Consider the following 22126-nt stretch of genomic DNA (forward strand, 5'->3'; position numbering starts at 1 on the left):
CCTTTTCATCATAAAGCGATGCTGACTTTTTCTCAACTCTTTCAGCTTAAATTTGAGATAAACTTGTTGAAAATTGTCGTAAATCACATCCTGATATTAGTATATACGAAAAAAGAATACGTATTGCCGTATTCTTTCTGTTTAATGAAGATTATTTTTCTGTTGTTCTCTTTTTAATTTTTCAGGGGTGACATCGTTGCCTTCCGGATCAATCACTTTTACGCTCTTTAACGTATTTTTCATTGAGGAGCGGAATCCTTTCAAATACTCCTGGCGAAGCTTTTGCTGTTCAGCTTTTTCCTCATCCGTTATCGTGTTTGATTTAGCTTTTTGAGCCAATTCGTTAATTCTTGCGATTTTTTCTTTAGAAATCATAATAAGCTCCTTTGGTGCGTGTTGATTATATACTACTAAAACGCAGTCTTTTTTACAACTGATGCGCGTCAGCTGCCTTCTGTGTCTGCGGTATATTCCTGAAACCGCCGGTGAACCGTGGCTTTGGACACATCGTAGCCGAATCCCCTTAAGGTCGCTGCGATTTCTGCAAAGGTAAGCTTGTTGGCTCTCAGCCTGATAATTTCCGAAACCGGAACCTCTTTTTTTTCTTTTCCGCTGTTTTCATGTCTGTTTTTCAGATTCCGTTCAGGTTTGTAGCCGTTTTTCACGGCTCTTTTCATTCCCCGCCGGATTTTCATATTGTGAATTTTCCTTTGATATTCCTCAACAATACTGACGATTTCGAGTACCATCGAATCAGCTTCGGAAAGCGCCAGTTCACCTTTATGAGCCGTCGTATATATTTTTACGTTCTCCCTGTAAATGCAATGCAAAAGCGCAATCTTGGCGTTTCCTCTTCCTAATCTCGTTTCGTCCTGCACCAATATCGCGTCAATATGTGATTTTTTAATTTCATCAAGCATTTCAAATACTCCGTCGCGGTCCATTTCGTAACCGCTGGCTTTCTCAGAAATGACTTTCACGACTTCCATGCCGTTTGCAGCAGCGATCTCACTGAGCTCCTCTTCCTGTCTTTTTAATGACGTTTGCTGCTGTTCTTTGTTTGTGCTTACGCGGGCATAAATGAGTGCCTTCATTTCTCTCTTTCCTCTCTAATTGACAATGGCCAGCTGATATACGGCCGGATGCTTTTTCTTAACCGGAAGAATAAGTTCGTCTCCGGGCTTTATATCAGCAGTTTGGAGATGATTATTCTCCGTCACCCACTCAATGAAATCTTCTTTATTAATGTGTTTCTTTTCTGCTACATGATCCGCAAGTGACCAGAGTGTATCGCCGTCCTGAACCTTTATTTTAACATATTGGCTGAGGGACTGATCATTTCCCGCACATGAGACAAGTAAAATAGCGGCACTTAAAATCGCAGTAAACAGTCCGACAAATATAATAGATTCTTTCGCCATGTAAACAACCTCCGATAAGAATGTTTGTTCGCTTTTTATACCTTTCAGTATATACGAACAAACGTTTCTGTCAATCGTTTTTTTCGAACCTATGTTTGTACTGTCAGGAAAATCATGCTATAATCTACTTAAAATCGACGTTTTGAGGTGCGAAATATGACGAAGCTATCAAAAAGGCAGCTTGATATCCTGCGTTTTATTAAAGAAGAGGTAAAAACGAAAGGATATCCGCCTTCTGTAAGAGAGATAGGAGAAGCAGTAGGACTGGCTTCCAGTTCAACCGTGCACGGCCATTTGGCGCGGCTGGAGACAAAAGGCCTGATCAGACGGGACCCTACTAAACCGAGGGCGATTGAGGTATTGGATGAAGAAGAAGTCCACATTCCGAAAAGCCAGGTCGTAAACGTTCCGGTCATCGGGAAAGTGACGGCGGGTATTCCGATTACGGCTGTTGAAAATATTGACGAGTATTTTCCGCTTCCTGACCGGATGGTTCCTCCGGGCGAACATGTCTTTATGTTAGAAATCATGGGAGAAAGTATGATCGACGCCGGCATTTTTGACAAAGATTACGTCATTGTCAAACAGCAGAACACGGCCAATAACGGAGAAATCGTCGTAGCTATGACCGAAGATGATGAAGCGACGGTCAAGCGCTTCTATAAAGAAGACAATTATGTGCGGCTGCAGCCGGAAAATCCGACGATGGAGCCGATTATCCTGCAAAACGTAAGCATTTTGGGGAAAGTTATCGGCGTATTCAGGGCCGTACATTAATTCTATTAAACTTCATTTATTGTAAAAACCCCTCTGTAAGGGGTTTTTTTGCATAAAAAAAAGCAGATTCGCCCTGGCTTAAGAAACGAATCTGCTAAGGAGGAAAAACTTACATTCTTATTATCCGACATCACACTTTTGAAGTCAACTAATAATGTTTCCCTCGAGAAACTTTTCATTCATTTTTCAACTTTGTATATTTGTGCGTGATGAATTTACTTTTGTTTATGTTTTCTTTGGGCGGGTGCATTAAAATTTATATATGAATATTTAGTACATAGTACAATAAGTTATATTTAAATATAAAAAAACCCGCTGCCTTTAGCGAGTATCTATTTTCAATCAAAATGATAATACTCTACACCGTAAAACCCTTTAATATAGACGGGGCCACAGACGTTTGAAGAACTTTCAACCAGAATTCTGTATTTGTGATACGGATCAATTGATTTTTTATCCTGGGCACTGAGGTTTAACCAGCTGCCGCTGTAGTTTTTAGAACTTAATGTATAAAAATTCCCGTTCAGCGCCATCCGCTGGAGTTTCATGCTTAAACCGCATGAAGAGTTGTTCATTATGGTGAACTTATATCCTAAAAAGTAATCGTCGGCAGCTACAGCCCCCGGATTTTCAATATGAAACTCTTTTGCATTTCCCTCCAAAGTGAAGCTTGTTTTTGATCCGAATTCAGTGGTAGCCGCTTTAGCTGAGTGTATGCCGCTAAAACATAATAAAAAAACAGCAATACATATCCAGTATTTTTTCATTTGCATCCCCCTTTTTACATATTTTAACTTGTGAATCCTGTGATGTCTATTCACATTTTATTAAAACGTATGCTTTATAACCACTATATACCAGTTTAAAAATTTGCGGATTGCTTACAATGAAGACTAAACGAAATAACGAAGGTGGTTCAAATGAAACACGTAATTGCTTTCGCTTCTAAAACGGCGCTCACACTTGCTTTACTGTACATTGTTCTGGATCTTATGTACCAAGTAACCTTTTTAAACGTTCTGTTTATTACAGTGATCTTAAGTTTAATCACTTATTTTGCGGGTGATTGCATGATTCTGCCGAGAACAAGCAATTTCACAGCCGTTGCAGCTGATTTCGGGATTTCATTCATTATATTATGGATATTCCTTATGAACATTGGCGGATTTAATGTCTCTCCTGCCGCGGCATCGGTTATCTCTGCACTTTGCATTTCTGTTTTTGAGGCATTTTTTCACCGGTATTTGCAGCAATATGTACTTCCCGAAGATTATCAGGACACAACAGAGACGGATAGCACGCTATGGAGCTATCAAACCGAGGCGTCTGAAGAATTAGTGCCGGAAAAAGACCCTCAGGAAAAAACATAAAAAGGAGGCAATCGCCTCCTTCTCATTTTATTTTTGCTTCTGATCGTCCAGCGGCAGCTGCAGCAGTGAGTCTGTGCCTGTCGCTTTCGGCGTTTTTCCGTCCCATTTTTCAATCCATTTATATTTGATCATCTCATCGGACATTGATTTCTTTATGATTTCGTTATAATCAGCGATCCCTTCCGCTTCAATTTTTTTCTTTTTCGCTTCGGCTTCGGCTATTTTAATTTCAGTTTGTGTCCGTTCAAGTTCCTGTGAAGACTTCACCCTTGCATCGATAGCTTCCTGTGTGGCTTTATCCGGCTTCGGTACGCCAAGCGTCAGATCATCAATTAAAAATCCAAGACTCTTCATATCATCAGCAAATCTCTTTTGAACATCGGCAGCGGCCTCTGCAGATTTTTGCCCGTATGTGTCAATAACCGAGTATTTGCTGATTGATTTTCGCGCCGCATCCCACAGCCTTGTTTTTAAATATGTATTTTCAATCGTTTCAACGTCTACCGCTCCGAATTTGTTAAACAGATCGACTACTTTATCAGGCTGCACGACATAGTTGTAAGCGATATCCATTTCTATATTTTTACCGTCTGAGGTTGCCACTTTTATATTTTCATTATTCACTGTCTGCATACGCACCGGATATTCCGTTACTTTATTAAATAATCCGACTAAGTGCCAGCCTTGGTCCAATGTGTCGGATTTTACCCCGCCATTCGGTGAGTATACAACCCCGACATAACCGTTCGGTATTTTTTCAATGAATAGTGACGCTGTAACGCCCGCAATTAAAAGGGCTGCACCTATAATCACACCGCCGATAATTTTTTTTGTGTTTCCGCGCTTATTTTCGCTCATGCTGATCTTCTTCCTCCCATGACTTTTTGAATTTTTTGGCTCCGCTTCCCACTTGTTTAAAGATTGGACTAAGCATCAGCCATAAACCGAATCCGATGATGACAAGAAGAATGATAGACCCGATCATCACTTTCATTTGCCCACCTCTTTTCTTTCATCCTGTCAATTATGTATACGATCTTAAGAACTTAAAGTTTCATAAATTTCAAAAGAAAAAGCCCCGCCGACAAAATAGGCGTGCTTATTAATATTTGTCACTGATAAAATCAGAAATCGTTTTTGTGAATTGGTAAAAGGTCCCGTTTTGTGTGGATGCTCTGCTTTTCAGCGTAAAAGTGTCAAATAGTGATTTTCTGAAGCCGGTGCTCATTTCGATTTGAATACTCAATCCGGATGAAGATTGATTGGCAAGGTTGTTCGGACTGACGCCTGCATATTTATCATTTATGCCAAGAAGAACGGCAGGATACCCGTGCCGTTTCAGCACATCGGTCAAAAGTTCGGCCCGTTCTCTGTCTGTACCGCCGATTTTTATCTTTTTATCGTCACTGCCGTAACCGTGCAATGAAATGACATGAGAGTGCTCTTTCACCATTTGCACGGCCTTAGGTTCATCGAAATGCGAACTTGTCAAATGCAGAGCCGCATTACCGGCTGATTTTAACCCTTCAAATAAATATAAACTCCGGTTTTCGGCAATTTCTCTGGCTAACTCACTGGTCCCCGGCTCTATGCCTCCGCCGTGTATAGCTAATATGAGGACAGAAGGGTCATGCTCTCGCGTTGAAATGGAAAAATCGGAAGGATCTTCATTCAGCTTTAATTCCTCGAAACTGCCGTAAATATCTGAAGCGGCATCAGCCCGAAAGAACGGCAGAAGCAAAAACGGTAAAATTAAAACTAAAATTCCTTTTTTGGTTATTGATGGCATTTGTATGTTTATGTTACAATACAAATGCTTCAGCCTTTGAAGCGAACGGCAGAACAGGGTGACTTTGGACGGTTTCTTCTGCTCTGCCTCTTTGCCAGCTGCTTTACGGTCTATTCTTCTAACCCTTTTTGCCATAACATCATCCTTTCTTTTGTTTACACTTTTGTCACAATATTATATACGTTGGACAAAACCTCCGTTCATCTTGAAGAATAAAAACATCAAAACAACTTCTATCCTTTAACCTAAAAAAGTCTTTCTGTTCAAAGAGACGGAAGGCTTAAATGATAAAAATGAAACCCTTCTCCAGTTTTGGAGGAGAGTGAGGACTGCAGGGAAATCATTTTATCAATATGCTGAGCTGGGCTGGCGTCCGGCTCAAATATTTGCTCCGGCATAGACGGTTACGGAGCGGCCGGTTATTTCGAAGTCAAATTCGAACGTGACGTATGATTTCCCAATTCAAGAATCCCCGAAACAAATTGAATGTAACTGCTGTTTCCATAAAAAAAAGACTGCTGTTAAGCAGTCTTTTTTCGTTTTATTTCGTACCTGTTGATCCCAGTCCGCCGCGGTCATTGTTCCCGAGCTTGTCTACTTCGATCAGCTCCACTTCAGGCATTTTCTTCATGATTCTGAATTGGCAGATCCGCTCCCCCTTGGAAATGTCGGTATCCCGAAGCGCGAATGCAGGAAAAAACCAGAAGTCATTGTCGCCTTTATAAGATTCATCAATGACTCCCATTGAATTTGTCTGAATGATACCGAAATGCTTATATGTACTTGAACGCGGAACGACATGGGCCTCATATCCTTCCGGCAGTTCCATCGCAACTCCAAGCGGGATAAGTTTGAATTCACCTTTTTTGATTGTTATATCTTCAGCTGCCCGCAAATCAATCCAATCGCCCTGTTCAATTTTACTGATTCTCGTTTGCGTATCATCTGAATATTTAATTTTGATTTGTAAAGTCATTTTCGCTGCTCCTTTTGCTTCCCTATTTCAGTCGTATTGATGACCAATCCGTGCCCCATTATACCATTTAACTGATAAAAATGTTGATTTTGGTGTATATGCAGCCGAAGAGGAAGCACTGCGAAGCCAATGAGAATAAACCTAAAATGAGGGCCCCTCCTATCAGTTTTTCCTCCATTTTCACATGACAGCTTCAATTACAATAATACAAAGCTTTATATCCGTTCTTTCAACAGAGCTTTTTTAAAATTTCACCTTGGTTTCAAAAGGAATTTCGTTCTGAATAAAGAATTTGAAGAATAAGCGCTTAAAGGGCGCACGACTCTTTTCTGTCCCCTGCCTCAGGCGCTTATATCAAAAGAAAGAGGTGTCTTTAGAATGGTTCAATTTAAAAACTTTCCTGATCCGTCTTTAAACGCCCCATTGCAGTCTCGCCCTGCACAGCCCTCTGAATTGGAGCATCTCAAAGCAAGGATGCAGAATTTTATTAAGCATTCCGCAACGGATGATAATCTTGAGATCGCAGATGCCCGGGTGACGGCGGAAGGAATGGTCACCTCACTTTTAAAAGAACGGCTTGATACCGAATACGAAATGCTTATGAATAAAATCACCCGGGAAGTGAATGTGGAGGACTACGGAGCGGTCCCTGACGGCCGGGACAATACAGAAGCTTTTCGGAGAGCGATCGGGAACGGCCGGGTCAAAGTAAATGTTCCCGCAGGAGAATTTTTGGTTCAAGGGATAAAACTCCCCTCATGGACTACCATTTCCGGTGAGGGACAAGGGATTACCGTGCTTAAGCTTCATGAGGACACTCCCGCATACGAATGGGTCATTACTAACGATGATTACGAAAATGGAAACCGTAATATTTTTGTCCAGAACATGACTTTAGACTGGAATCCTGATCGTCAATGCGGCGTCAGGAACCCCGGAGGACAGTTTTCCAGCTGTTTAACGTTTGCTAATGTGCAATACGGCTGGATTAAGAATGTTGAAACGGTTAACGCGGGTCTCCATGGTATTGATATTACATCTCCGACTTACGATCATTTGCCTGAAACAGAATGGACGAAAGACGGCTGCCGATATATATGGATTGATAACTGTGTGGCATACGGCGCCGGAGACGACGGCATTACCACCCATTACAGCGAGTATATTTTCATTTCCAACTGCCATTCCGGAAACCCCCGCGGCACAGAGCATGCTGAGGGCAGCGCAAACTCGAACGGCATTGAAATTGACGACGGCTCTAAACATGTATGGCTTTTAAATAACTATACGAGCGGAAATATCCGCGGGATTGAGGTAAAGGCGCACAGCCTGTGGCCGGCTTCTCAAAATGTTCATATTATCGGTCATGTTTCGTATCGTGATGTACGTTCATTTGATATTCGTCATATCGGCCATCATCAGGCCTCAGACCCCGAAAGCACGACGGCTTATGATGTTACTTTAACCGATTGCACCGCGATTGAACCGGTATTCAATGCTCTCTATGACGGTGTGACCCCGAGGGCGCTGGTCATCTCTGCCTATAAAAACGTTAATGTAAACGGATTCACAGCTATTGGTGATCCCTCATACGACTATGGCGGGAATCCAGTAGTGGCTCTTCAATACCGCAGTCAAAATATCACGATCAACGGCATTAAAATACGCGGCTTTACACAAGCAGGTGTTGACATCAATATATCCGGCGGATCAAATAAAACCGATTATGTTAAAATTTTAAATTTTGATATATACAAGTCATCTCCTAAAGGCATCTCAATCGGCGGAGGCCAATATAACGTAAATATTATGAACGGTACGATGATCGGAGACGGCGGTTCCGTCGGAATTACGTCCCCTAACAGTCAGGCCGTCATTCTCGGGGTGCAAGCGGAAGGTTACAGCGCGGCCGCATCTATAAAAGGACAGACTTATGAGCAGATCCCCGTCAATTTAAAGGGAGGCGCACAGCTCGCGACCAGCTCCGGTTTTGCATTCAACCCGACAAGCGCCGTTATTGCGGGAACAGGCGATATTACGGCCAGAGGTGACAGAAATGCGATCATCAGCTCTTCCGGAGGTTCAAGTTCTGAAGGTTCAAGGGCATTTATCGCCGCTTCAAACAATGCCCATATTACGGGCAGCAAAGTCTCCAGAACGATTCTGTCATCAGAAAGCATTACATTGGAAGAACCATACACGGTTGCCGGAGGGCATCAGTCCATCAAATGGAAATTGGATTCAGCGGGCGGCCACGGTACGTTCGCCGGAGCTGTCACCTCTTCCCTGTCAGGGTACGGAGAATACTTTGAAAGTGTAACCGGCCAGACAATTCCCGCCGGGACAATCGTCACAGTGAAAGGCGAAAAAATTGAATCGGCTCACGTCGGAGATTACATGCTCGGCGTCATTTCAGAAACAGCCGCTTTTATCTCAGGAGCCGCAAGCTTCGGATGGCAAAGCCGCTTTTTGACAAACGAGTTCGGCGGTTTCATATACGAAAATGTGACTGACGAGGAAACAGGAGAAACGGTACGCGTGCCGAAACAAAACCCAGACTGCAGTCCGGCTCTTGAAGCTGACTATGAAGCACGAGCGGCCAGAGACGAATGGCACATTGTCGGACTCAACGGCCGGCATTACGTACGGGTCGACGGTACGGTCAGCCCGGGAGATTATATCACGGCCCATAACGGAATCGGGACTAAAGCCGCGGAAGGCTGGAAGGTATTGAAACTGACGGCCTTATACAGTTCTGAAAAAGGGTACGGCATTGCAATTGCGGTTATCAAATAGGGTCTCAATATCAGGATCATCTCCTCTCTTTTCTATCGGGCGGGTATGATCCTGTTTTTTATACCGAATGAGATGCCTCTTTTTCAGCATACCGTTTCATTTGTCCAAGCCATCCATGCTTTCTGTCATAGAATACTACCGTCAGATGAAAAAAGGAGGAATATGAGTATGGATATGGGTATGGATATGGACATGGATATGGACATGGATATGGACATGGATATGGACATGGATATGAACGGACATTATGATCACCACCCAAAGCAGCCTAAACAAAAAAAGAAGAAACAAGATAAAAAGCATCTTGATTATGATTACATCGTTGTTTATAAAAGAAAATGCAAAAAATGTAAAAAATGCTGCTAACTTGACATATCAACACTTTTTACACCCGGTAAACTCCGGGTGTTTTTCTTATTATGGCGTTTCTCCGGGCTATTTTCACCCAAAATCCGGTCATCCTATCACAATACATAAAAAGACTCTATTATTTTCTTCCCTTTTCGCCTAATTAAAAGTATTTCATTTACAGAAAACAACACAAATAGAATGACATGACTTTTGAGAAAATCTACTCTTTGCTTGGTCAATTTTTCTGCGATACCATGAATTTGCAACAATTTTTAAAAATTTCCTCAGGAGGTCATAGCCATGAAAATCGCCAGAACGATAGTCGGATCATGCTTAGCTTTATCTCTAACAATTCCTTTCACAGCCAGTGCCTCAGCAGCCAGTCAATCTGAACACGCAAACGCGCCTCACGTTTCACCCGTTGCAAATCCGTTAGAAAGTAAATTATCCAAAACAGCAGACCAAAACGTAAAAGCAGCAGGTGTTGATACCGGGCTAAACGTAAACGTAGATGTTCTCGGAATTTCAGATCGCATTGCTGAAGCGGTTAAGTCAGATCAAAACCGAACCGGCTGGGTAAAAAATGTCATGGAAACAACATTTTACGCATCAGGACAGAAGTACAACGTCATGGTGTTCAATTTAAATCAAGAATATGAAGACCGCTTTAACGGCGTTCAGTTTTACGGATCAGCCGTTTATGACGGTATTACTTACGGAATCTGGGTCTTCGAAGACGGGTCCTTCGATAACAAAGGAGACGGGGGCTGGATCAATTGGGCATTCAGAGGGTGGTTCGATCGTGATAATCAGCATATTGAATTCCACAGACCTTAATACGGAGAAAACTTGCGGCAGCGCCCGCAAGTTTTTTTAACTGGACTGCACATTTTTCACCGTTATAACGACTATACTTGAAGCGCGGGCTCCGATCGCAGCCCCGGTAAAGTCTTTCAAAGTGAGGGTATACTATGTCAAAGTCTTTAAAAATAGTGTTGTGGAGCATATTGGTGTTCATCATCTTGTTAGTGATTATCGGAATCGTTTCTTACAATCAAACTCCGTCTGCAGAAAGCACAGCAAAAAAATGCTTTATGGCTTCGAATCAATTTTAAGGTTCTGCAATAAGTCTTCACCGGCTTTTTATACCACAGAACACCTGACAAAACGACGAATTTTCAATTTATTCGTTAACGATCTCATTCAGTATAGAATATACACGTGTATCATGGGGCAGTCCGTTTTGATACATATATCTTCTCAAAATTCCTTCAGATTGAAACCCCGCCTTTATCAGTAATTGATGAGACGCTGCATTCTCAATGAAAACAACAGCGCCTATACGATGCAGCCCAAGCTTTTCAAACCCAAAAGAAAGAACATTCTCCAACGCTTCAAAAGCATAGCCATTCCTCCAATAATTCGGATGAATCTCATAACCGACCTCCGCCCGCTTATGCTTGGGCACCCAAGAGTTAAAACCAATAGTTCCGATTATTCCCTTCGCATCTTTTCTCTCGATTCCCCATCGCATTCCCTTTTTATCATGATATTGATCTTTAAACCAGCCAATCATTTTTTCAGCCTGTTCCATTGAATCAAAAGGTTCCAAACCATAATAGCGTGTTACATTTGCATTTGAAAAACAAGCAAATATTTGCTTTGCATCTTTCTTTTCAACTTCTCTAAGAATAAGTCTGTCCGTTTCTATTACAGGAAGCATTTACGGTCCCCCTTTAAAAGAAATGTGAGAAGAAAATATATGCAGACTAAAAAAACTTTTTTTCAAAAAGTAAACTAGCATCCCTATCAAACTTATCATTTCGGCATAATATGTATTAATCCTCTTTAGGAGGTGAGATTATATGGGATTCTCAGGTGGTTATGGTAGCTCCTTTGCGTTAATCGTGGTGCTATTCATTTTATTAATCATCGTTGGGGCTTCTTTCCTCGGCGGTTATTAAGAATCCTCTTACCTCCGCATCCATGTCAGCAGCACCTCCATGATCGTACGGCGCCATAAATGAAATGTTTATGGCGCTCTGCTGTTTTTCCCCTTTTCATTCACACATTAAAACTAAAAAGATCGGCCGATGTATCAACATGCAGCCGATCAATAATTCATAGATTATTGTGTAAGATTTACATCGATGACGTTATAGAAGGCATTGGAAGTATCCGCAACGTCCCATACCCCTAAAATGACATGATACCCGCTTCGATCAGTCGGCACAAAAATCTTATGAGTCAGATTCGTATCTGCCTTGGAACCGTCGTGGTTTACCGTTCCGATTAATTCGAATTCATCTCTTGACAAAGGTTTATTCGGATTCCAGTTTTTCTTGGTGATATAATAGTGCCACTTTGATGTCGCATGAGGGGCCGTGTAGTACCAAGTAAAGGTGTTAAAACCGCCGCGGATGTTTTGTTTTACCCAATAATCTGCAGTCTGCTTGTCTAAACCGAAGTCAATTTGTCCCGATCCCCCATTTGCAGACGCGATTCTTCCATCCGGCGGACCTGCAGCCGGAAATCCTTTCGGCCCTTCTACAGACTGAGGATTATCAATGACGGAGCCATATTTCTGCGCAGCGGCCGTCCAGCCCAATGTTTGTTTCTCTAATGCTCCCATGTACGCTCTGCTGACGGGCTCTTTTATATACCCGTGCGCAGATGCATCACTTGAATAAAAAGCGCCTCCAATACCAAGAGTAACAGTTAAAACTGCAGCTTTGACTAAACCCTTCATTACTGCATCATCCTCCCTCTTTTGTTAATAAAAACCTTTCGGTATATACACTTCACGATGGAGGATGAAATGACCTTCCTTTTCTTGATAGGAAAAAGCAATGAGGTTGGCGCTTTTCCCTTTGTTTTTTATAATCATAAAGAAAAAGCCGGGCCGATTCTGTTGTCGAATCCGCGATTGACCGGCCGCCCCTTTTGCTCAGAACTTCATTCGCTGGATTTGCCGGTTTCTTTTCGGATAACCGGTGCTACTTCCGCTGCTAATCGTTCGATGTTTTCCGCGGCTTTTTTAAACGGCATACCTCCTATATCGATTTGCGCGAGAAATCGCTGATGTCCGAATAACTCGTATTGATGCATGATTTTTTCAATGATCTGCTGTGAGCTTCCCACAAATAAAGCTGTTTCTTTTCCGGACGCCCGCTCAAAATCTTCCTTCGTTAAAGGCTCATCGATCCCGTGATATGAATGAACGTGAGACCAGTAATTTGAATGATACGGATAAAATTCTTGTATTGCCTGTTCATTCGTTTTTGAAATGAACATATGTCCGGTTACGGCAACCTTCACATTTTCCGGAGGATGACCGGCTTTAGAAGCCGCTTTCCGGTATTTGTCAACAAGCGGCTTAGATGACATCGGATCACCGCTCAGTACAGCTAATGCCAACCCCGCACCTGCACGCCCGGCCCGTTCTGCGCTTTCCGGAGTCCCCGAAACACCTAACCATAGCGGAATGCTTCCGCGAAAAGGCCGAGGAGAAATTTCTGCCTCGCGCAGCGGCGGCCGGTAACGTCCTTTCCAGGTAACCGATTCTTCCCCTGAATTTAATTTTAAAAAAAGGTCAATGTGTTCTTCAAACAGTTCTTTATAATGGCCTACGTCATAACCGAAAAGAGGAAACGAGTCTAAAAATGCGCCCCGTCCCGCAATGATTTCCGCCCGGCCGTCTGAAATCAGATCAAGCGTTGCAAAATCCTCAAATAAACGGACGGGATCTGCGGTGGATAATACAGTCGTGGCACTGGTCAGCTTAATATTTTCAGTGATCTGTGAAATCGCTGATAAGATGGCCGGCGGCGAAGATACCGCATAATCAAGACGATGATGCTCGCCTACACCGAATACATCAAGCCCTGCGTCGTCAGCCAGTTTCGCCAGCTTCATCAATTCATCTATCCGCTGCTTTGCGCTGACTGTTTTCCCTGTCAGAGGATCGGGATATAATTCTGCAAATGAATAAATTCCAATTTCCATACAATCACGGTGTTCAGCCCTCACATTTCTCTCCTCCTGCACTGTGTAAAAAAGCTTTTATGTTATTCTATTCAGCCGTTTTACAAATAGGAATTCGTTCAAAATAAATACAGAAGCTTAACATGCAGAAGGTCGGTATGAGAGAAAAAAAAGTTTCAGGCGTCCTTCAATTCTGCCCATTATACTCATGCAGCCGGACTAGGCAAGAACAAAGCCGGCACAAGCGGATTCGAATTCATGTGTTCATTTTCAGTCCAATTCAATCCAATCGTGATATTGATCATAAAGCTTTCGTATTCTTCCGGCATCAAGAGCAATGACTTCACACCCTCTGTCATCATACAGAAAGAAAATAATATCTTTTGTCATATTCACAAAGAAAACATCGGGATACCCAACGGAACAGCCCCCGAACCTTGGCTTCAGCGGAAAATCTTCGTGGACGGCTGCCTTAAGTAATTGGGGGATACGCAGATCTTTCCGTTTACATAATAAAGAAAACTGCTGCATTTCATATTCTTCTTCGACCGGGCATGGACAGGTCTTCACTTGAATCCGATATAAGTCATCCTTACACTTCAGAAACGGCTGATAAACCTTTAATTTTCTCGCATGATTACCTTGAGATTTGTGCTTATACACGTTGGCAACAAGAAACAAGTCATCGCTATGTTCAAACAGCTCATTGAAAAGTGCGGCGGTTTGATGATGAACCAGCTGAAAATACTCAAGATTCAAAGCACCGCTTTCATTAAATTGATACATATTGCCGCCGAGAGAAAAATGAATTCCCACGTCCCATTGATGATAAATGCCGGGCACTAATTTTAAAGTCGGAAACCTTTCCTTCAGATAATCATTTATTTTCATTCAAACATCTCACTTTCCTTTTCCCGCTCCAGAAGCAGAAGAAGCCGAAAACATTCCGCTTATTTCTTTTTCACCCTTGTAATATTATTCCGATTGGAATACAATGAAATAGAACACTGTGAACCCCATTGATCAGGGTGGATGCTGGTCACATTCATCCTGATCCTTTCTTTTACATAAGATCGCCCCAACTTTGAACCCCTCCGTTTCCAACCTTATTCATTGATGTTACATATATTTCAATGGGTTTATTTTCTTATCATAAGCATCAAGAGGTGTCAGCTTTGAACAACATCAGAAGATTAAGAGCATATTTTCAGTCTCACCGTAAAATAGGTCTGGCTGCAGACTTGCTTACGGCTGTATTGCTTATCTCATTATCCATTCTTTTTTACGGATGCCGGCAGGGAGCTGTTAATGGTTTCTTTATGTATGTCTTAGTAAGTAATTTTATCGGCTCCAATCCCTCTTTTATCGACTTCAGCACATCGAGGAAAAAACAGACAAAAATAAAGGCTCTGCGTCAAAAAGAGGGTTATACCGCCCTCTTTTTATTCTTTCAGTCATACCAATGCGTTCTTTTCAGATTGAATTTTTCTGAATAGGACTCATGATCGGTTTTCCATGCTGCTTCAACAGTGATTTCATGACCGATTACTTCATGTTCCGGCATATATTCAAACGTCTGAATATGGTCTTCTCCCGTTCCGCCGCCTTCTAATTTCTCTCCGGTGTATTCTGAAAGATGATAGTCTTTATCTTCACCATATTTCCGGCCGTCAACAAATAATGTTAATCTCTTAATCACCGTGTTCTTTTCATTCACTTTATTACCTCTGTAATACAAATTCAAGAAATAGTTAGGGCCGATAGAGGTCTTGCCTGATTTTTCGATTGACGCTTCCCACGTCTTGCTTTGGCTATAGCCGATATATTTAACTTTTTCTCCTGAAATTAAAGAAAACAGTGCAAATCCGGCTGCTATTATGAGAACAGTGATAATAACCAGCAATGTTTTAATGACTTTACGTTTTTTCATGACATCCCGCCTTTATCATTTAGAACGTATGAATATTAGAATTGTTACATTTAATTTGAAAGAATAATAAAAAGGGATTCTAATCCCAGGAATAAAAAAAATACTAAGAAGATCATATTCCCCTTAGCTTCACATCCCAGACTGCCATGCAATAATGATAAAAGTCGTCCAAAAAGTTGTGACGAAAATAAGCATAACGGTTACAATCATTAAAATGAGACAACTTATTGTTAGAATTGAGTCTTTGTTTTTGTTAAGAATCAGAGTACCCATTGATCCTGCAGCAAATAGATACGACAAAACCGCACCGACCCAATACCACAGCATAGAGTCATTGCTCCAGTAAGCCATTGACTGCATATAAATACTGAATATAAATCCTGACAATGCTAATAGAAACGAAACTAAATTTGATTTCACGTTAGAGTTCCTTTCTTCATAAGTTTTATTTTTAGGCACGGTCATACATCTGATAACACCTTTTATGCGTTATGCTTCGCTGCTTTGTCTGCATATTTTAATTCTTATTTCGTTTTTAAATATGTTTACGAAAACAGAAATCATATAAAGTTCACCTGAAACGCCGATTTAAAATTAAATAGATGTTTTATAAGCGTTAATTGCTTGATTTCTCAAAAGCATATTATCTTTCGCAACCATTTTTCCATTCTCGAGCGCATCTTTAAATTCATCAAAATGAATTGAACATTGCTGATTCGATTACTTCCCGCTCCTTCTGTCGCTAAACTGCAAAATGTCCATCACATTCATCCTCTCTCCAATTTTACAACGTTGCTATAATGAATTTCATGATTTTCCCAACCTTCAAGCTTAATCTTTTTGATCGTTACTAATCTAAGTACTTTTTTCAATTCCATAATCCATTGGTATGATCGGTAACCTAATGAAGTATTTAACTTAAATACAAAAAAACCTGCTTTCAGCAAGGTTTTTTCGACAAAGGGGAGATTATTTCCCCACAAATTCTATTAACTATGTTTTTGTTTTAACCATTCTTTCTTTAGCAATGCGTATTGGTAAGTGTTTTCATATTTAGGTGTTCCATCCTCGTGTGCAGTAAATGAAATAAATTCAAGAAAATAACCTTCTTTACGCATTCCTAATCTTTCACATAATTTTTGTGACCTGCAGTTATCATCTTCAACATATGCATAAAGAGATACTCAAAGAAAGCCTTCGCACTTTCACTTGCGTATCCCTTCCCTTCAAAACGGGCATTGAAATTCCAACAAACAGAATAGGTATCTGGCTCTTCTTTTAAATAAAATAGTTCTCCGACTAGATCATTACTGTCTTTTAAACAAACTGCAATATAAGAGTCATCTCGGCTTCTTTTTTGAACGTTTACGGCAGCTTCTTCTAACGTAGACATTCTGTCATCAAGAAAGCAATTCACTCTCGGATGTGCAGAATATTCCAACAGACCTTGCGCATCTCTCTCGGTAAAATTTCTTAAAATTAAGCGAAGGGTTTCAATTTTTTGCATTTGCAGTCTCCTGTTTCATTGTTATCGATCTTTGAAAAGAACTTCTTCAACAGATCTTATTCGTTTGTTGAAGAACTTATCTCAATCTATTTTTACTATAATGATGGACGTTATCATCTTTGTCAAAAACAATAATCATTCATTTGCCGCCCGCGATGTAAAGTACTGAACAATTTTCGTGAAAAACCCTCAGTATCGAATATAGAAACGAGGAATAGTAATTAAAACAAAGTTAAGCCATTAAAAGCTTATTGAGTATTTTTTCAAACTTATTCACGCTCATCATCTCATGAGTGAGAAATGTCCCATTATAAAACACGCTCAGCAAATATGATTGTCATCAATATTGTCCCTAGTCAACTCAATGTATTCCATTTTTCCTCACCCGCTTTCTGGATTCATCACATGAATTTCAATTTGAACAATGCAGACTGGGCATGGCGCTAGTCGGTCTTTTTTAGAACATCAGCTTTACTTCTGGGGAGTATTGTAATTTCTCAGAAATATAGAGTCCCAGAACCAATATATGAACGCAGCAACAATGCTCATTATGTAATAAATGGGCATTCTGAAAACTGTGAAATCAATTGACGGATTATCTATGTGCCAGAACAAGAACACAGCTAAAAAAGCGACTGCTGTATAAATGAAAAGATGAACCAAGCTAAACTTTTTAGGCTTCTTTCTTAGCCATAGTTGCACAGGAACAGCAAACAAAAAGTAAGTAATAAATGCGTAAAAAGCAATGATAACCACAGTAACCAATGCAAATGGCACAAAACCCGAGTATACAAACATATATAGCCCGAAGATCAAACCATACGACAAACTTGAAAAAACCAATGTGTAGGTATAGCTCTTTAATCTTGTTGAATTCAGCTTCAAGTCACCGCCCCGTTCATTTACTTCGCACTTACAATATCGTAGTTTTATTGTCTATTTGTCTGTTTTAATCACTATTTGACATTCAATTTTATAATCTGTTTCTCCTGTTTCAATCTTTGTATCATCGCGGTTAACTTTATATTTCCCTCCATACAAACTTGCTGATATCGGGTGCCTTATACCACTCTTTAAGTGATCGTAAATGTATTTCTTGCCTTCTTGAAAATTCTTTCGAGGAACATGTCCTACTTTGCAATCATTTACATAGACAGCTATAGCTTCCGGATCGTACTTGTTGTTCTCTTCTAACCGCAATTCACAATTTGAGAAAAGGGAATTATGATAAATAAATATCGGCTCATCAAAAGTTGATTCTAGAATCTCTTTATTTGTCATACCATCATATTTTTCATCGAAGAAAAAGCTATCTTCATCCTCAGTCTTGATGGCTTTCTTAATATCTTTTTGATAGTGTGATGTTCCTGCAACCTTAAAGTCTATATACTCGAAAAATGCAGACTTTTCTTCATATTTCCTTGAGAAGCCTGTCTCTTGAATCAAGATTGGGAAATTTTCTTTTTTCGATACCATCTCTGTTTCGTTATTAACGCCAACAGTGTTAATATTATTATTTTTATTCTCATTTTGTTCATTTTTAACTTTGTTCTTGAAAAAGTTGAGTATACCCAAATGTACCCCTCCATTTGAAATAAAAGATTGGTTTAATCAAAAAACTCATCATCAATAAAATCATTTTCTCTTGCAAGTTTATTCGAATCCTTTTTAAAAAACCTTTGCTTCAGTTTTTCTTTAACTGTTAATTTTTTGTTTTTGTCCTGACATATATGACATATATAATCTCCGTTGTTTGATAAATGAATAAGTAATTTATCGACACCTGACCTTTTACAAATACACATCCTGTGCTGACCATTACTAAACGAAATATGACCGCAAGCATTTACGCTTGCATATATTCCTGAATGTTTTTTATGCAGTCTGGTTTTATGTAGTGCGCAGCCAATCTCTGCATTTTAGTGCATATTCATGATCTTCGCCTTCTAAAGCATTAAATTCCTTATCAGTTAAATCTAAGGAGCACTTTCCTGTTCTAACTTTATAACAGTCATATTTACTTAGCCTAAAATAAAAAGAATGTTTCGTAGGATTTATTAACTGATCCAACCTAATCCCCTTCTCTTTAAAAGAATGATTTTATGCAACTCCTTAAAATTTGTATTTCGTTACTTTTATTGTAACTTTAGTTTACTATGATTACTTTTAATTATCAGTATACCCATAAAAAAGGTCAAGGAAATACCTTGACTGTGTATCGCTCACCAATCTGCATCCGGCTCATCGTGTTCGAATCCGTAAAAGCCTTTAATCCACACGTCTCCGCAGCCGGCTCCTTTTGTGATCAATAAGTAATGATTTCTGTTTGCATCACCATTCACCTTATCAGCCGCGCTCAAGTTCAAATGATTACCCGTGAAATTCTTTTCACTAAGGGTAAAATCATCTCCTGCCAGTGTAATTCTCTGCAGTTTAAGCTCAAATATCGGCAGAAAGATTACGACCACAAATTCAAAGCAAGAAACGACAGCCCCCATGCACATAGACCAAACATTACAAAGAACCTAAGCAAAGCTTCGAATTTTGTAAGTCTTCGTTCCCTTTTTGTTTTCCCTAATTTCCAATAAACGGCGTAGCTGGAAAACACCAAAATGAGTTGTCCGAGTCGTGACACAGATTCTAAAAATTCTATTCCATCCATTGATTTTCACCTCGTTTATTTAAACAGAGAGTCCTTCTTACAGCGTTTATCCAAAGCACTAATTTCTTCGGTTATAAAAACCGCTTGAGGAATTTGTTTGTAAAATGGTTTGCGTGCCGCTTGATAAAAACAGCCCATCCTTACTCCCCCATGTATCAATCAAGATGAATTTTATTATCTCAGATGGAAAGACCATTTCCAACAGTTATGTAAAAATAAGTAACTTCACTATGCTAATTGTATAAGAAAAGTTGTCTTATCCAGCAGAACCATGAGTGCTGAACTTCTACGTTAAAGCGTTAAAGACGGATTATAAAAGAGCCGCTTTTAGGCTCATTCGCGAAGCATCATTTTATTTTTATGATTGTATCCTCCTATCAAACCTATTAGGATAAAATTTGAGGGAAGGTCAGTTTTAATCCGCCGCCCTGCTCACCTTCGACCCTTCTTGCAGCTTCCCCACAAATATCCGATGAACAGCTTTTAACTCTTCCCTTTGCGAATCCCTGACCGAAATCTGACTCTCAAAACTTATCTGACCTTGCATCGTGGAGCGCCAATTCTCATGCATCAATTTAATTCAGGATATTCGCATTTTGCTTTTCGTTAGCTTAATAACGCTTTATAAGAAGCGGGAAATTCTTGATTTACGCGCTGCACTTCCCGTGCAAATTCACGTTCCTCTTCTGTCACTCTTCTGAGTCTGTCAGCTTTTTCTTGTGTATCTATGTCGGCACCGGGAGGAACGAACCGATTCGGTGCAATCCGTACACCATTTGTGATAACAGCATTGTATGAAACAAATGATCCTTTTCCTATAATTGCATTGTACACGATTGCCTTAAAACCGATGAACGTGTGATTTCCAAGATAACAAGGGCCATGAATGAGAGCGTCATGCCCGACACTTACATTGTTTCCGATATAAATGGAATATGCCTTATCTTTGACTGAAACAAATTGTTTTAACAAACCATGTAAAATGACTCCGTCTTGAAGATTTGTATGTGTGTTCCTTCATCTGCACGAATAGCAGCATGTGGCGCTACTTAACATTGTCCTTTATTCTCACGTCTCCTTTCACGCTGGAAAACGGACTTATGAACGAGGTTTTATCGATTTTAAGGTATCTTTGAACCGGATTACATGATGTAACAGGGTTAGGGCTGATAAAGGGCAAAAACTTAGTGAGCCGGTGATTGTCAAATTTATCTTCCGTCAGCTTTTTATCGCTCAAAAAAAGCCTCCTTTGAAAACGTATCTATTTATGTATATATATAAATTCTGTGCATTTGGAGATGACACATGATCCATAGAATCCCCCTGCATAGCTCCCTCAACTTTTGTAGAGACACTTGTCCGCAAAAAAATGTAAGGGTTTTCAAAAGGAGAGCAGTGTGCTAAATTGTAAGATAAGTAAAAATTTTCTGCTAATGTTCGAAAGGGGTGCATGATTTGAAAGCAGTAGTAGCAACAAAAGACAAAAGTATAGCGATCGTACAAAAAGAATTACGTCCTTTACGACATGGTGAAGCCAAAGTTAAGATGGAATACTGTGGTGTATGTCATACTGACTTGCATGTTAAAAATGCTGATTTCGGGGATGTTACTGGCGTCACTCTAGGTCATGAGGGAATAGGCATTGTAACTGAGATCGGTGAAGGTGTAACAAGTTTGAAAAAGGGCGACCGCGTCTCTATTGCCTGGATGTTTGAAAGCTGCGGCTGCTGTGAATATTGCCTAACTGGCCGTGAAACCTTGTGCCGCGATGTAAAAAATGCCGGCTATACAGTTGACGGCGCAATGGCTGAAGAAGCAATCGTAGCGGTTGATTATGCAATAAAGGTGCCGGAAAATTTAGATCCTGCAGCAGCAAGCAGCATTACTTGTGCAGGTGTAACAACTTATAAAGCCGTTAAAGTCAGTGAAATTAAGCCAGGTCAATGGATCGGTGTATTTGGAGTCGGCGGTTTAGGCAACTTGGCTGTTCAATATGCAAAAAATGTCTTTAACGCTAAAGTGATTGCGTTCGACATTAGCGACGAAAAATTGAATTTTGCTAAGAGCTTAGGCGCTGACGCGGTTGTAAACAGTTTAAACGAAGACCCCGTCGCTAAAGCAAAAGAAGTGACTAACGATTTAGGGCTTGATGCTGTGGTCATCACGGCTGTCTCTAAAACCCCTTTCAATCAAGCGATTGATGTTGTAAAAGCAGGAGCCCGCGTAGTCGCTGTCGGTTTACCGGTGGACAAAATGGATTTAGATATTCCCCGTCTCGTGTTAGATGGAATTCAGGTTGTAGGTTCATTAGTAGGTACCAGAGAAGACCTGAAGGAAGCTTTTCAATTTGCTGCAGACGGTAAAGTTGTACCTAAAGTGACAAAACGCCCGATTGAAGATGTGAATGATATTTTTGAAGAAATGGAGCAAGGTAAAGTGACCGGCCGCATGGTTATCGATTTTACTTCCTAATCATTAAGGCTGCCGGGAATGATACGGCAGCCTTTGATCTCGATTCTTGCTCGGCGCCCCACCCAGACTGAATGAGACTTTGTCATTTAGT

26 protein-coding genes and 4 pseudogenes are annotated in these 22126 nt (G+C 40.5%); 8 read left to right on the forward strand and 22 right to left on the reverse strand.

What is annotated here, in order from left to right; translation table 11 throughout:
* Window positions 1-141: 141 nt before the first annotated feature.
* From AC3WTF_RS00350 to yneA, 3 genes are all read right to left on the reverse strand, one after another.
* Complete coding sequence (locus tag AC3WTF_RS00350) at window positions 142-375, reverse strand: DUF896 domain-containing protein (RefSeq protein ID WP_003153997.1); 234 nt, start codon at window positions 373-375, stop codon at window positions 142-144.
* Between the two features lie 68 nt (window positions 376-443).
* Window positions 444-1094, reverse strand: coding sequence for a YneB family resolvase-like protein (locus AC3WTF_RS00355; protein WP_015417547.1), 651 nt, complete (start codon window positions 1092-1094; stop codon window positions 444-446).
* Between the two features lie 15 nt (window positions 1095-1109).
* Complete coding sequence (gene yneA / locus AC3WTF_RS00360) at window positions 1110-1421, reverse strand: cell division suppressor protein YneA (RefSeq protein WP_003154001.1); 312 nt, start codon at window positions 1419-1421, stop codon at window positions 1110-1112.
* A 156-nt stretch (window positions 1422-1577) separates the two neighbouring features.
* Here yneA and lexA point away from each other — a divergent pair, with 156 nt between their 5' ends.
* Entirely contained in the window at window positions 1578-2198 is a 621-nt protein-coding gene (gene lexA, locus AC3WTF_RS00365; RefSeq protein ID WP_003154004.1) for a transcriptional repressor LexA, read from the forward strand.
* A 338-nt stretch (window positions 2199-2536) separates the two neighbouring features.
* Here the strand turns inward: lexA and AC3WTF_RS00370 are convergent, their stop codons facing one another.
* Complete coding sequence (locus tag AC3WTF_RS00370; RefSeq protein ID WP_003154006.1) at window positions 2537-2965, reverse strand: hypothetical protein; 429 nt, start codon at window positions 2963-2965, stop codon at window positions 2537-2539.
* Window positions 2966-3118: 153 nt separating this feature from the next.
* Between AC3WTF_RS00370 and AC3WTF_RS00375 the strand changes: the two genes are divergently transcribed.
* Window positions 3119-3568 (forward strand): YndM family protein, encoded by a 450-nt coding sequence (locus AC3WTF_RS00375; protein WP_003154009.1) that lies wholly within the window; start codon window positions 3119-3121, stop codon window positions 3566-3568.
* A 27-nt stretch (window positions 3569-3595) separates the two neighbouring features.
* Here AC3WTF_RS00375 and AC3WTF_RS00380 read toward each other — a convergent pair whose 3' ends face one another.
* From AC3WTF_RS00380 to AC3WTF_RS00390, 3 genes are all read right to left on the reverse strand, one after another.
* Window positions 3596-4426 (reverse strand): prohibitin family protein, encoded by an 831-nt coding sequence (locus AC3WTF_RS00380; RefSeq protein ID WP_007410333.1) that lies wholly within the window; start codon window positions 4424-4426, stop codon window positions 3596-3598.
* The gene (locus AC3WTF_RS00385; RefSeq protein ID WP_007410334.1) at window positions 4413-4562 is read right to left on the reverse strand and encodes a DUF8570 family protein; all 150 of its coding nucleotides are present in this window, start codon (window positions 4560-4562) and stop codon (window positions 4413-4415) included. Before AC3WTF_RS00385 ends, AC3WTF_RS00380 begins: the two co-directional genes overlap by 14 nt.
* Window positions 4563-4670: 108 nt before the next feature.
* Window positions 4671-5492: a poly-gamma-glutamate hydrolase family protein gene (locus tag AC3WTF_RS00390; RefSeq protein ID WP_007410335.1), complete on the reverse strand. Its 822-nt coding sequence runs from the start codon at window positions 5490-5492 to the stop codon at window positions 4671-4673.
* Window positions 5493-5703: 211 nt separating this feature from the next.
* Here AC3WTF_RS00390 and AC3WTF_RS00395 point away from each other — a divergent pair.
* Window positions 5704-5810 (forward strand): annotated as a pseudogene (locus tag AC3WTF_RS00395) (DUF4177 domain-containing protein); the annotation flags it as partial.
* 88 nt (window positions 5811-5898) lie between these two features.
* On the opposite strand, the gene AC3WTF_RS00400 reads toward AC3WTF_RS00395, so the two are convergent.
* Window positions 5899-6333 (reverse strand): dUTP diphosphatase, encoded by a 435-nt coding sequence (locus AC3WTF_RS00400; protein WP_003154017.1) that lies wholly within the window; start codon window positions 6331-6333, stop codon window positions 5899-5901.
* 378 nt (window positions 6334-6711) lie between these two features.
* Here AC3WTF_RS00400 and AC3WTF_RS00405 point away from each other — a divergent pair, with 378 nt between their 5' ends.
* From AC3WTF_RS00405 to AC3WTF_RS00415, 3 genes are all read left to right on the forward strand, one after another.
* A complete protein-coding gene (locus tag AC3WTF_RS00405; protein WP_047935753.1) occupies window positions 6712-9129 on the forward strand; it encodes a peptidase G2 autoproteolytic cleavage domain-containing protein in 2418 nt (805 codons plus the stop codon).
* A gap of 168 nt (window positions 9130-9297) precedes the next feature.
* Window positions 9298-9495 (forward strand): hypothetical protein, encoded by a 198-nt coding sequence (locus AC3WTF_RS00410; protein WP_047935752.1) that lies wholly within the window; start codon window positions 9298-9300, stop codon window positions 9493-9495.
* A 285-nt stretch (window positions 9496-9780) separates the two neighbouring features.
* Window positions 9781-10317 carry a hypothetical protein gene (locus AC3WTF_RS00415; protein ID WP_047935751.1) on the forward strand — a complete coding sequence of 179 codons (537 nt, stop codon included), beginning with the start codon at window positions 9781-9783 and terminating at the stop codon, window positions 10315-10317.
* Between the two features lie 346 nt (window positions 10318-10663).
* On the opposite strand, the gene AC3WTF_RS00420 is transcribed toward AC3WTF_RS00415, so the two are convergent.
* A complete protein-coding gene (locus AC3WTF_RS00420; protein WP_033574803.1) occupies window positions 10664-11203 on the reverse strand; it encodes a GNAT family N-acetyltransferase in 540 nt (179 codons plus the stop codon).
* A 142-nt stretch (window positions 11204-11345) separates the two neighbouring features.
* Between AC3WTF_RS00420 and AC3WTF_RS00425 the strand changes: the two genes are divergently transcribed.
* Window positions 11346-11444, forward strand: coding sequence for a YjcZ family sporulation protein (locus AC3WTF_RS00425; RefSeq protein ID WP_003154022.1), 99 nt, complete (start codon window positions 11346-11348; stop codon window positions 11442-11444).
* Window positions 11445-11608: 164 nt separating this feature from the next.
* On the opposite strand, the gene AC3WTF_RS00430 is transcribed toward AC3WTF_RS00425, so the two are convergent.
* From AC3WTF_RS00430 to AC3WTF_RS00490, 13 genes and pseudogenes are all read right to left on the reverse strand, one after another.
* Window positions 11609-12229 carry a lytic polysaccharide monooxygenase auxiliary activity family 9 protein gene (locus AC3WTF_RS00430; RefSeq protein WP_003154023.1) on the reverse strand — a complete coding sequence of 207 codons (621 nt, stop codon included), beginning with the start codon at window positions 12227-12229 and terminating at the stop codon, window positions 11609-11611.
* 206 nt (window positions 12230-12435) lie between these two features.
* A complete protein-coding gene (locus AC3WTF_RS00435; RefSeq protein WP_047935750.1) occupies window positions 12436-13509 on the reverse strand; it encodes an LLM class flavin-dependent oxidoreductase in 1074 nt (357 codons plus the stop codon).
* Between the two features lie 225 nt (window positions 13510-13734).
* Window positions 13735-14355, reverse strand: coding sequence for a DUF3885 domain-containing protein (locus AC3WTF_RS00440; RefSeq protein ID WP_020955870.1), 621 nt, complete (start codon window positions 14353-14355; stop codon window positions 13735-13737).
* A 559-nt stretch (window positions 14356-14914) separates the two neighbouring features.
* Window positions 14915-15394 (reverse strand): DUF4944 domain-containing protein, encoded by a 480-nt coding sequence (locus tag AC3WTF_RS00445; RefSeq protein WP_007410343.1) that lies wholly within the window; start codon window positions 15392-15394, stop codon window positions 14915-14917.
* Between the two features lie 129 nt (window positions 15395-15523).
* The gene (locus AC3WTF_RS00450) at window positions 15524-15859 is read right to left on the reverse strand and encodes a DUF3902 family protein (protein WP_047935749.1); all 336 of its coding nucleotides are present in this window, start codon (window positions 15857-15859) and stop codon (window positions 15524-15526) included.
* Between the two features lie 129 nt (window positions 15860-15988).
* Window positions 15989-16149: pseudogene (locus AC3WTF_RS00455) on the reverse strand (hypothetical protein); the annotation flags it as partial.
* Between the two features lie 234 nt (window positions 16150-16383).
* Window positions 16384-16901: pseudogene (locus AC3WTF_RS00460) on the reverse strand (GNAT family N-acetyltransferase).
* 232 nt (window positions 16902-17133) lie between these two features.
* Window positions 17134-17223 (reverse strand): annotated as a pseudogene (locus tag AC3WTF_RS00465) (YoaP domain-containing protein); the annotation flags it as partial.
* Window positions 17224-17372: 149 nt separating this feature from the next.
* A complete protein-coding gene (locus AC3WTF_RS00470; RefSeq protein WP_041482444.1) occupies window positions 17373-17786 on the reverse strand; it encodes a UPF0715 family protein in 414 nt (137 codons plus the stop codon).
* A 51-nt stretch (window positions 17787-17837) separates the two neighbouring features.
* A complete protein-coding gene (locus tag AC3WTF_RS00475) occupies window positions 17838-18476 on the reverse strand; it encodes an HIRAN domain-containing protein (protein ID WP_020955867.1) in 639 nt (212 codons plus the stop codon).
* A gap of 647 nt (window positions 18477-19123) precedes the next feature.
* Window positions 19124-19267 (reverse strand): hypothetical protein, encoded by a 144-nt coding sequence (locus tag AC3WTF_RS00480; protein WP_007611678.1) that lies wholly within the window; start codon window positions 19265-19267, stop codon window positions 19124-19126.
* Window positions 19268-19359: 92 nt separating this feature from the next.
* Window positions 19360-19563, reverse strand: coding sequence for a hypothetical protein (locus AC3WTF_RS00485; RefSeq protein WP_041482442.1), 204 nt, complete (start codon window positions 19561-19563; stop codon window positions 19360-19362).
* A 606-nt stretch (window positions 19564-20169) separates the two neighbouring features.
* Complete coding sequence (locus AC3WTF_RS00490) at window positions 20170-20535, reverse strand: LbetaH domain-containing protein (protein WP_232424290.1); 366 nt, start codon at window positions 20533-20535, stop codon at window positions 20170-20172.
* Between the two features lie 483 nt (window positions 20536-21018).
* Here AC3WTF_RS00490 and adhP point away from each other — a divergent pair, with 483 nt between their 5' ends.
* Window positions 21019-22035, forward strand: a complete 1017-nt coding sequence (gene adhP, locus AC3WTF_RS00495) for an alcohol dehydrogenase AdhP (RefSeq protein WP_020955863.1) — start codon at window positions 21019-21021, stop codon at window positions 22033-22035.
* Window positions 22036-22126 lie beyond the last annotated feature (91 nt).

Source organism: Bacillus sp. EB106-06-01-XG163 (assembly GCF_058791615.1).

Bases quoted from the DNA above. Each gene is read 5' to 3' on its own strand.
- AC3WTF_RS00420 (WP_033574803.1), bottom strand. From the start codon at position 11,203: ATGCTTCCTGTAATAGAAACGGACAGACTTATTCTTAGAGAAGTTGAA.
- AC3WTF_RS00430 (WP_003154023.1), bottom strand. From the start codon at position 12,229: ATGAAGGGTTTAGTCAAAGCTGCAGTTTTAACTGTTACTCTTGGTATT.
- lexA (WP_003154004.1), top strand. From the start codon at position 1,578: ATGACGAAGCTATCAAAAAGGCAGCTTGATATCCTGCGTTTTATTAAA.
- AC3WTF_RS00440 (WP_020955870.1), bottom strand. From the start codon at position 14,355: ATGAAAATAAATGATTATCTGAAGGAAAGGTTTCCGACTTTAAAATTA.
- yneA (WP_003154001.1), bottom strand. From the start codon at position 1,421: ATGGCGAAAGAATCTATTATATTTGTCGGACTGTTTACTGCGATTTTA.
- AC3WTF_RS00380 (WP_007410333.1), bottom strand. From the start codon at position 4,426: ATGAGCGAAAATAAGCGCGGAAACACAAAAAAAATTATCGGCGGTGTG.
- AC3WTF_RS00370 (WP_003154006.1), bottom strand. From the start codon at position 2,965: ATGAAAAAATACTGGATATGTATTGCTGTTTTTTTATTATGTTTTAGC.
- AC3WTF_RS00350 (WP_003153997.1), bottom strand. From the start codon at position 375: ATGATTTCTAAAGAAAAAATCGCAAGAATTAACGAATTGGCTCAAAAA.
- AC3WTF_RS00415 (WP_047935751.1), top strand. From the start codon at position 9,781: ATGAAAATCGCCAGAACGATAGTCGGATCATGCTTAGCTTTATCTCTA.
- AC3WTF_RS00425 (WP_003154022.1), top strand. From the start codon at position 11,346: ATGGGATTCTCAGGTGGTTATGGTAGCTCCTTTGCGTTAATCGTGGTG.
- AC3WTF_RS00410 (WP_047935752.1), top strand. From the start codon at position 9,298: ATGGATATGGGTATGGATATGGACATGGATATGGACATGGATATGGAC.
- AC3WTF_RS00445 (WP_007410343.1), bottom strand. From the start codon at position 15,394: ATGAAAAAACGTAAAGTCATTAAAACATTGCTGGTTATTATCACTGTT.
- AC3WTF_RS00390 (WP_007410335.1), bottom strand. From the start codon at position 5,492: ATGGCAAAAAGGGTTAGAAGAATAGACCGTAAAGCAGCTGGCAAAGAG.
- AC3WTF_RS00450 (WP_047935749.1), bottom strand. From the start codon at position 15,859: ATGACCGTGCCTAAAAATAAAACTTATGAAGAAAGGAACTCTAACGTG.
- AC3WTF_RS00375 (WP_003154009.1), top strand. From the start codon at position 3,119: ATGAAACACGTAATTGCTTTCGCTTCTAAAACGGCGCTCACACTTGCT.
- AC3WTF_RS00405 (WP_047935753.1), top strand. From the start codon at position 6,712: ATGGTTCAATTTAAAAACTTTCCTGATCCGTCTTTAAACGCCCCATTG.
- AC3WTF_RS00355 (WP_015417547.1), bottom strand. From the start codon at position 1,094: ATGAAGGCACTCATTTATGCCCGCGTAAGCACAAACAAAGAACAGCAG.
- AC3WTF_RS00400 (WP_003154017.1), bottom strand. From the start codon at position 6,333: ATGACTTTACAAATCAAAATTAAATATTCAGATGATACGCAAACGAGA.
- AC3WTF_RS00385 (WP_007410334.1), bottom strand. From the start codon at position 4,562: ATGAAAGTGATGATCGGGTCTATCATTCTTCTTGTCATCATCGGATTC.
- AC3WTF_RS00485 (WP_041482442.1), bottom strand. From the start codon at position 19,563: ATGGATGGAATAGAATTTTTAGAATCTGTGTCACGACTCGGACAACTC.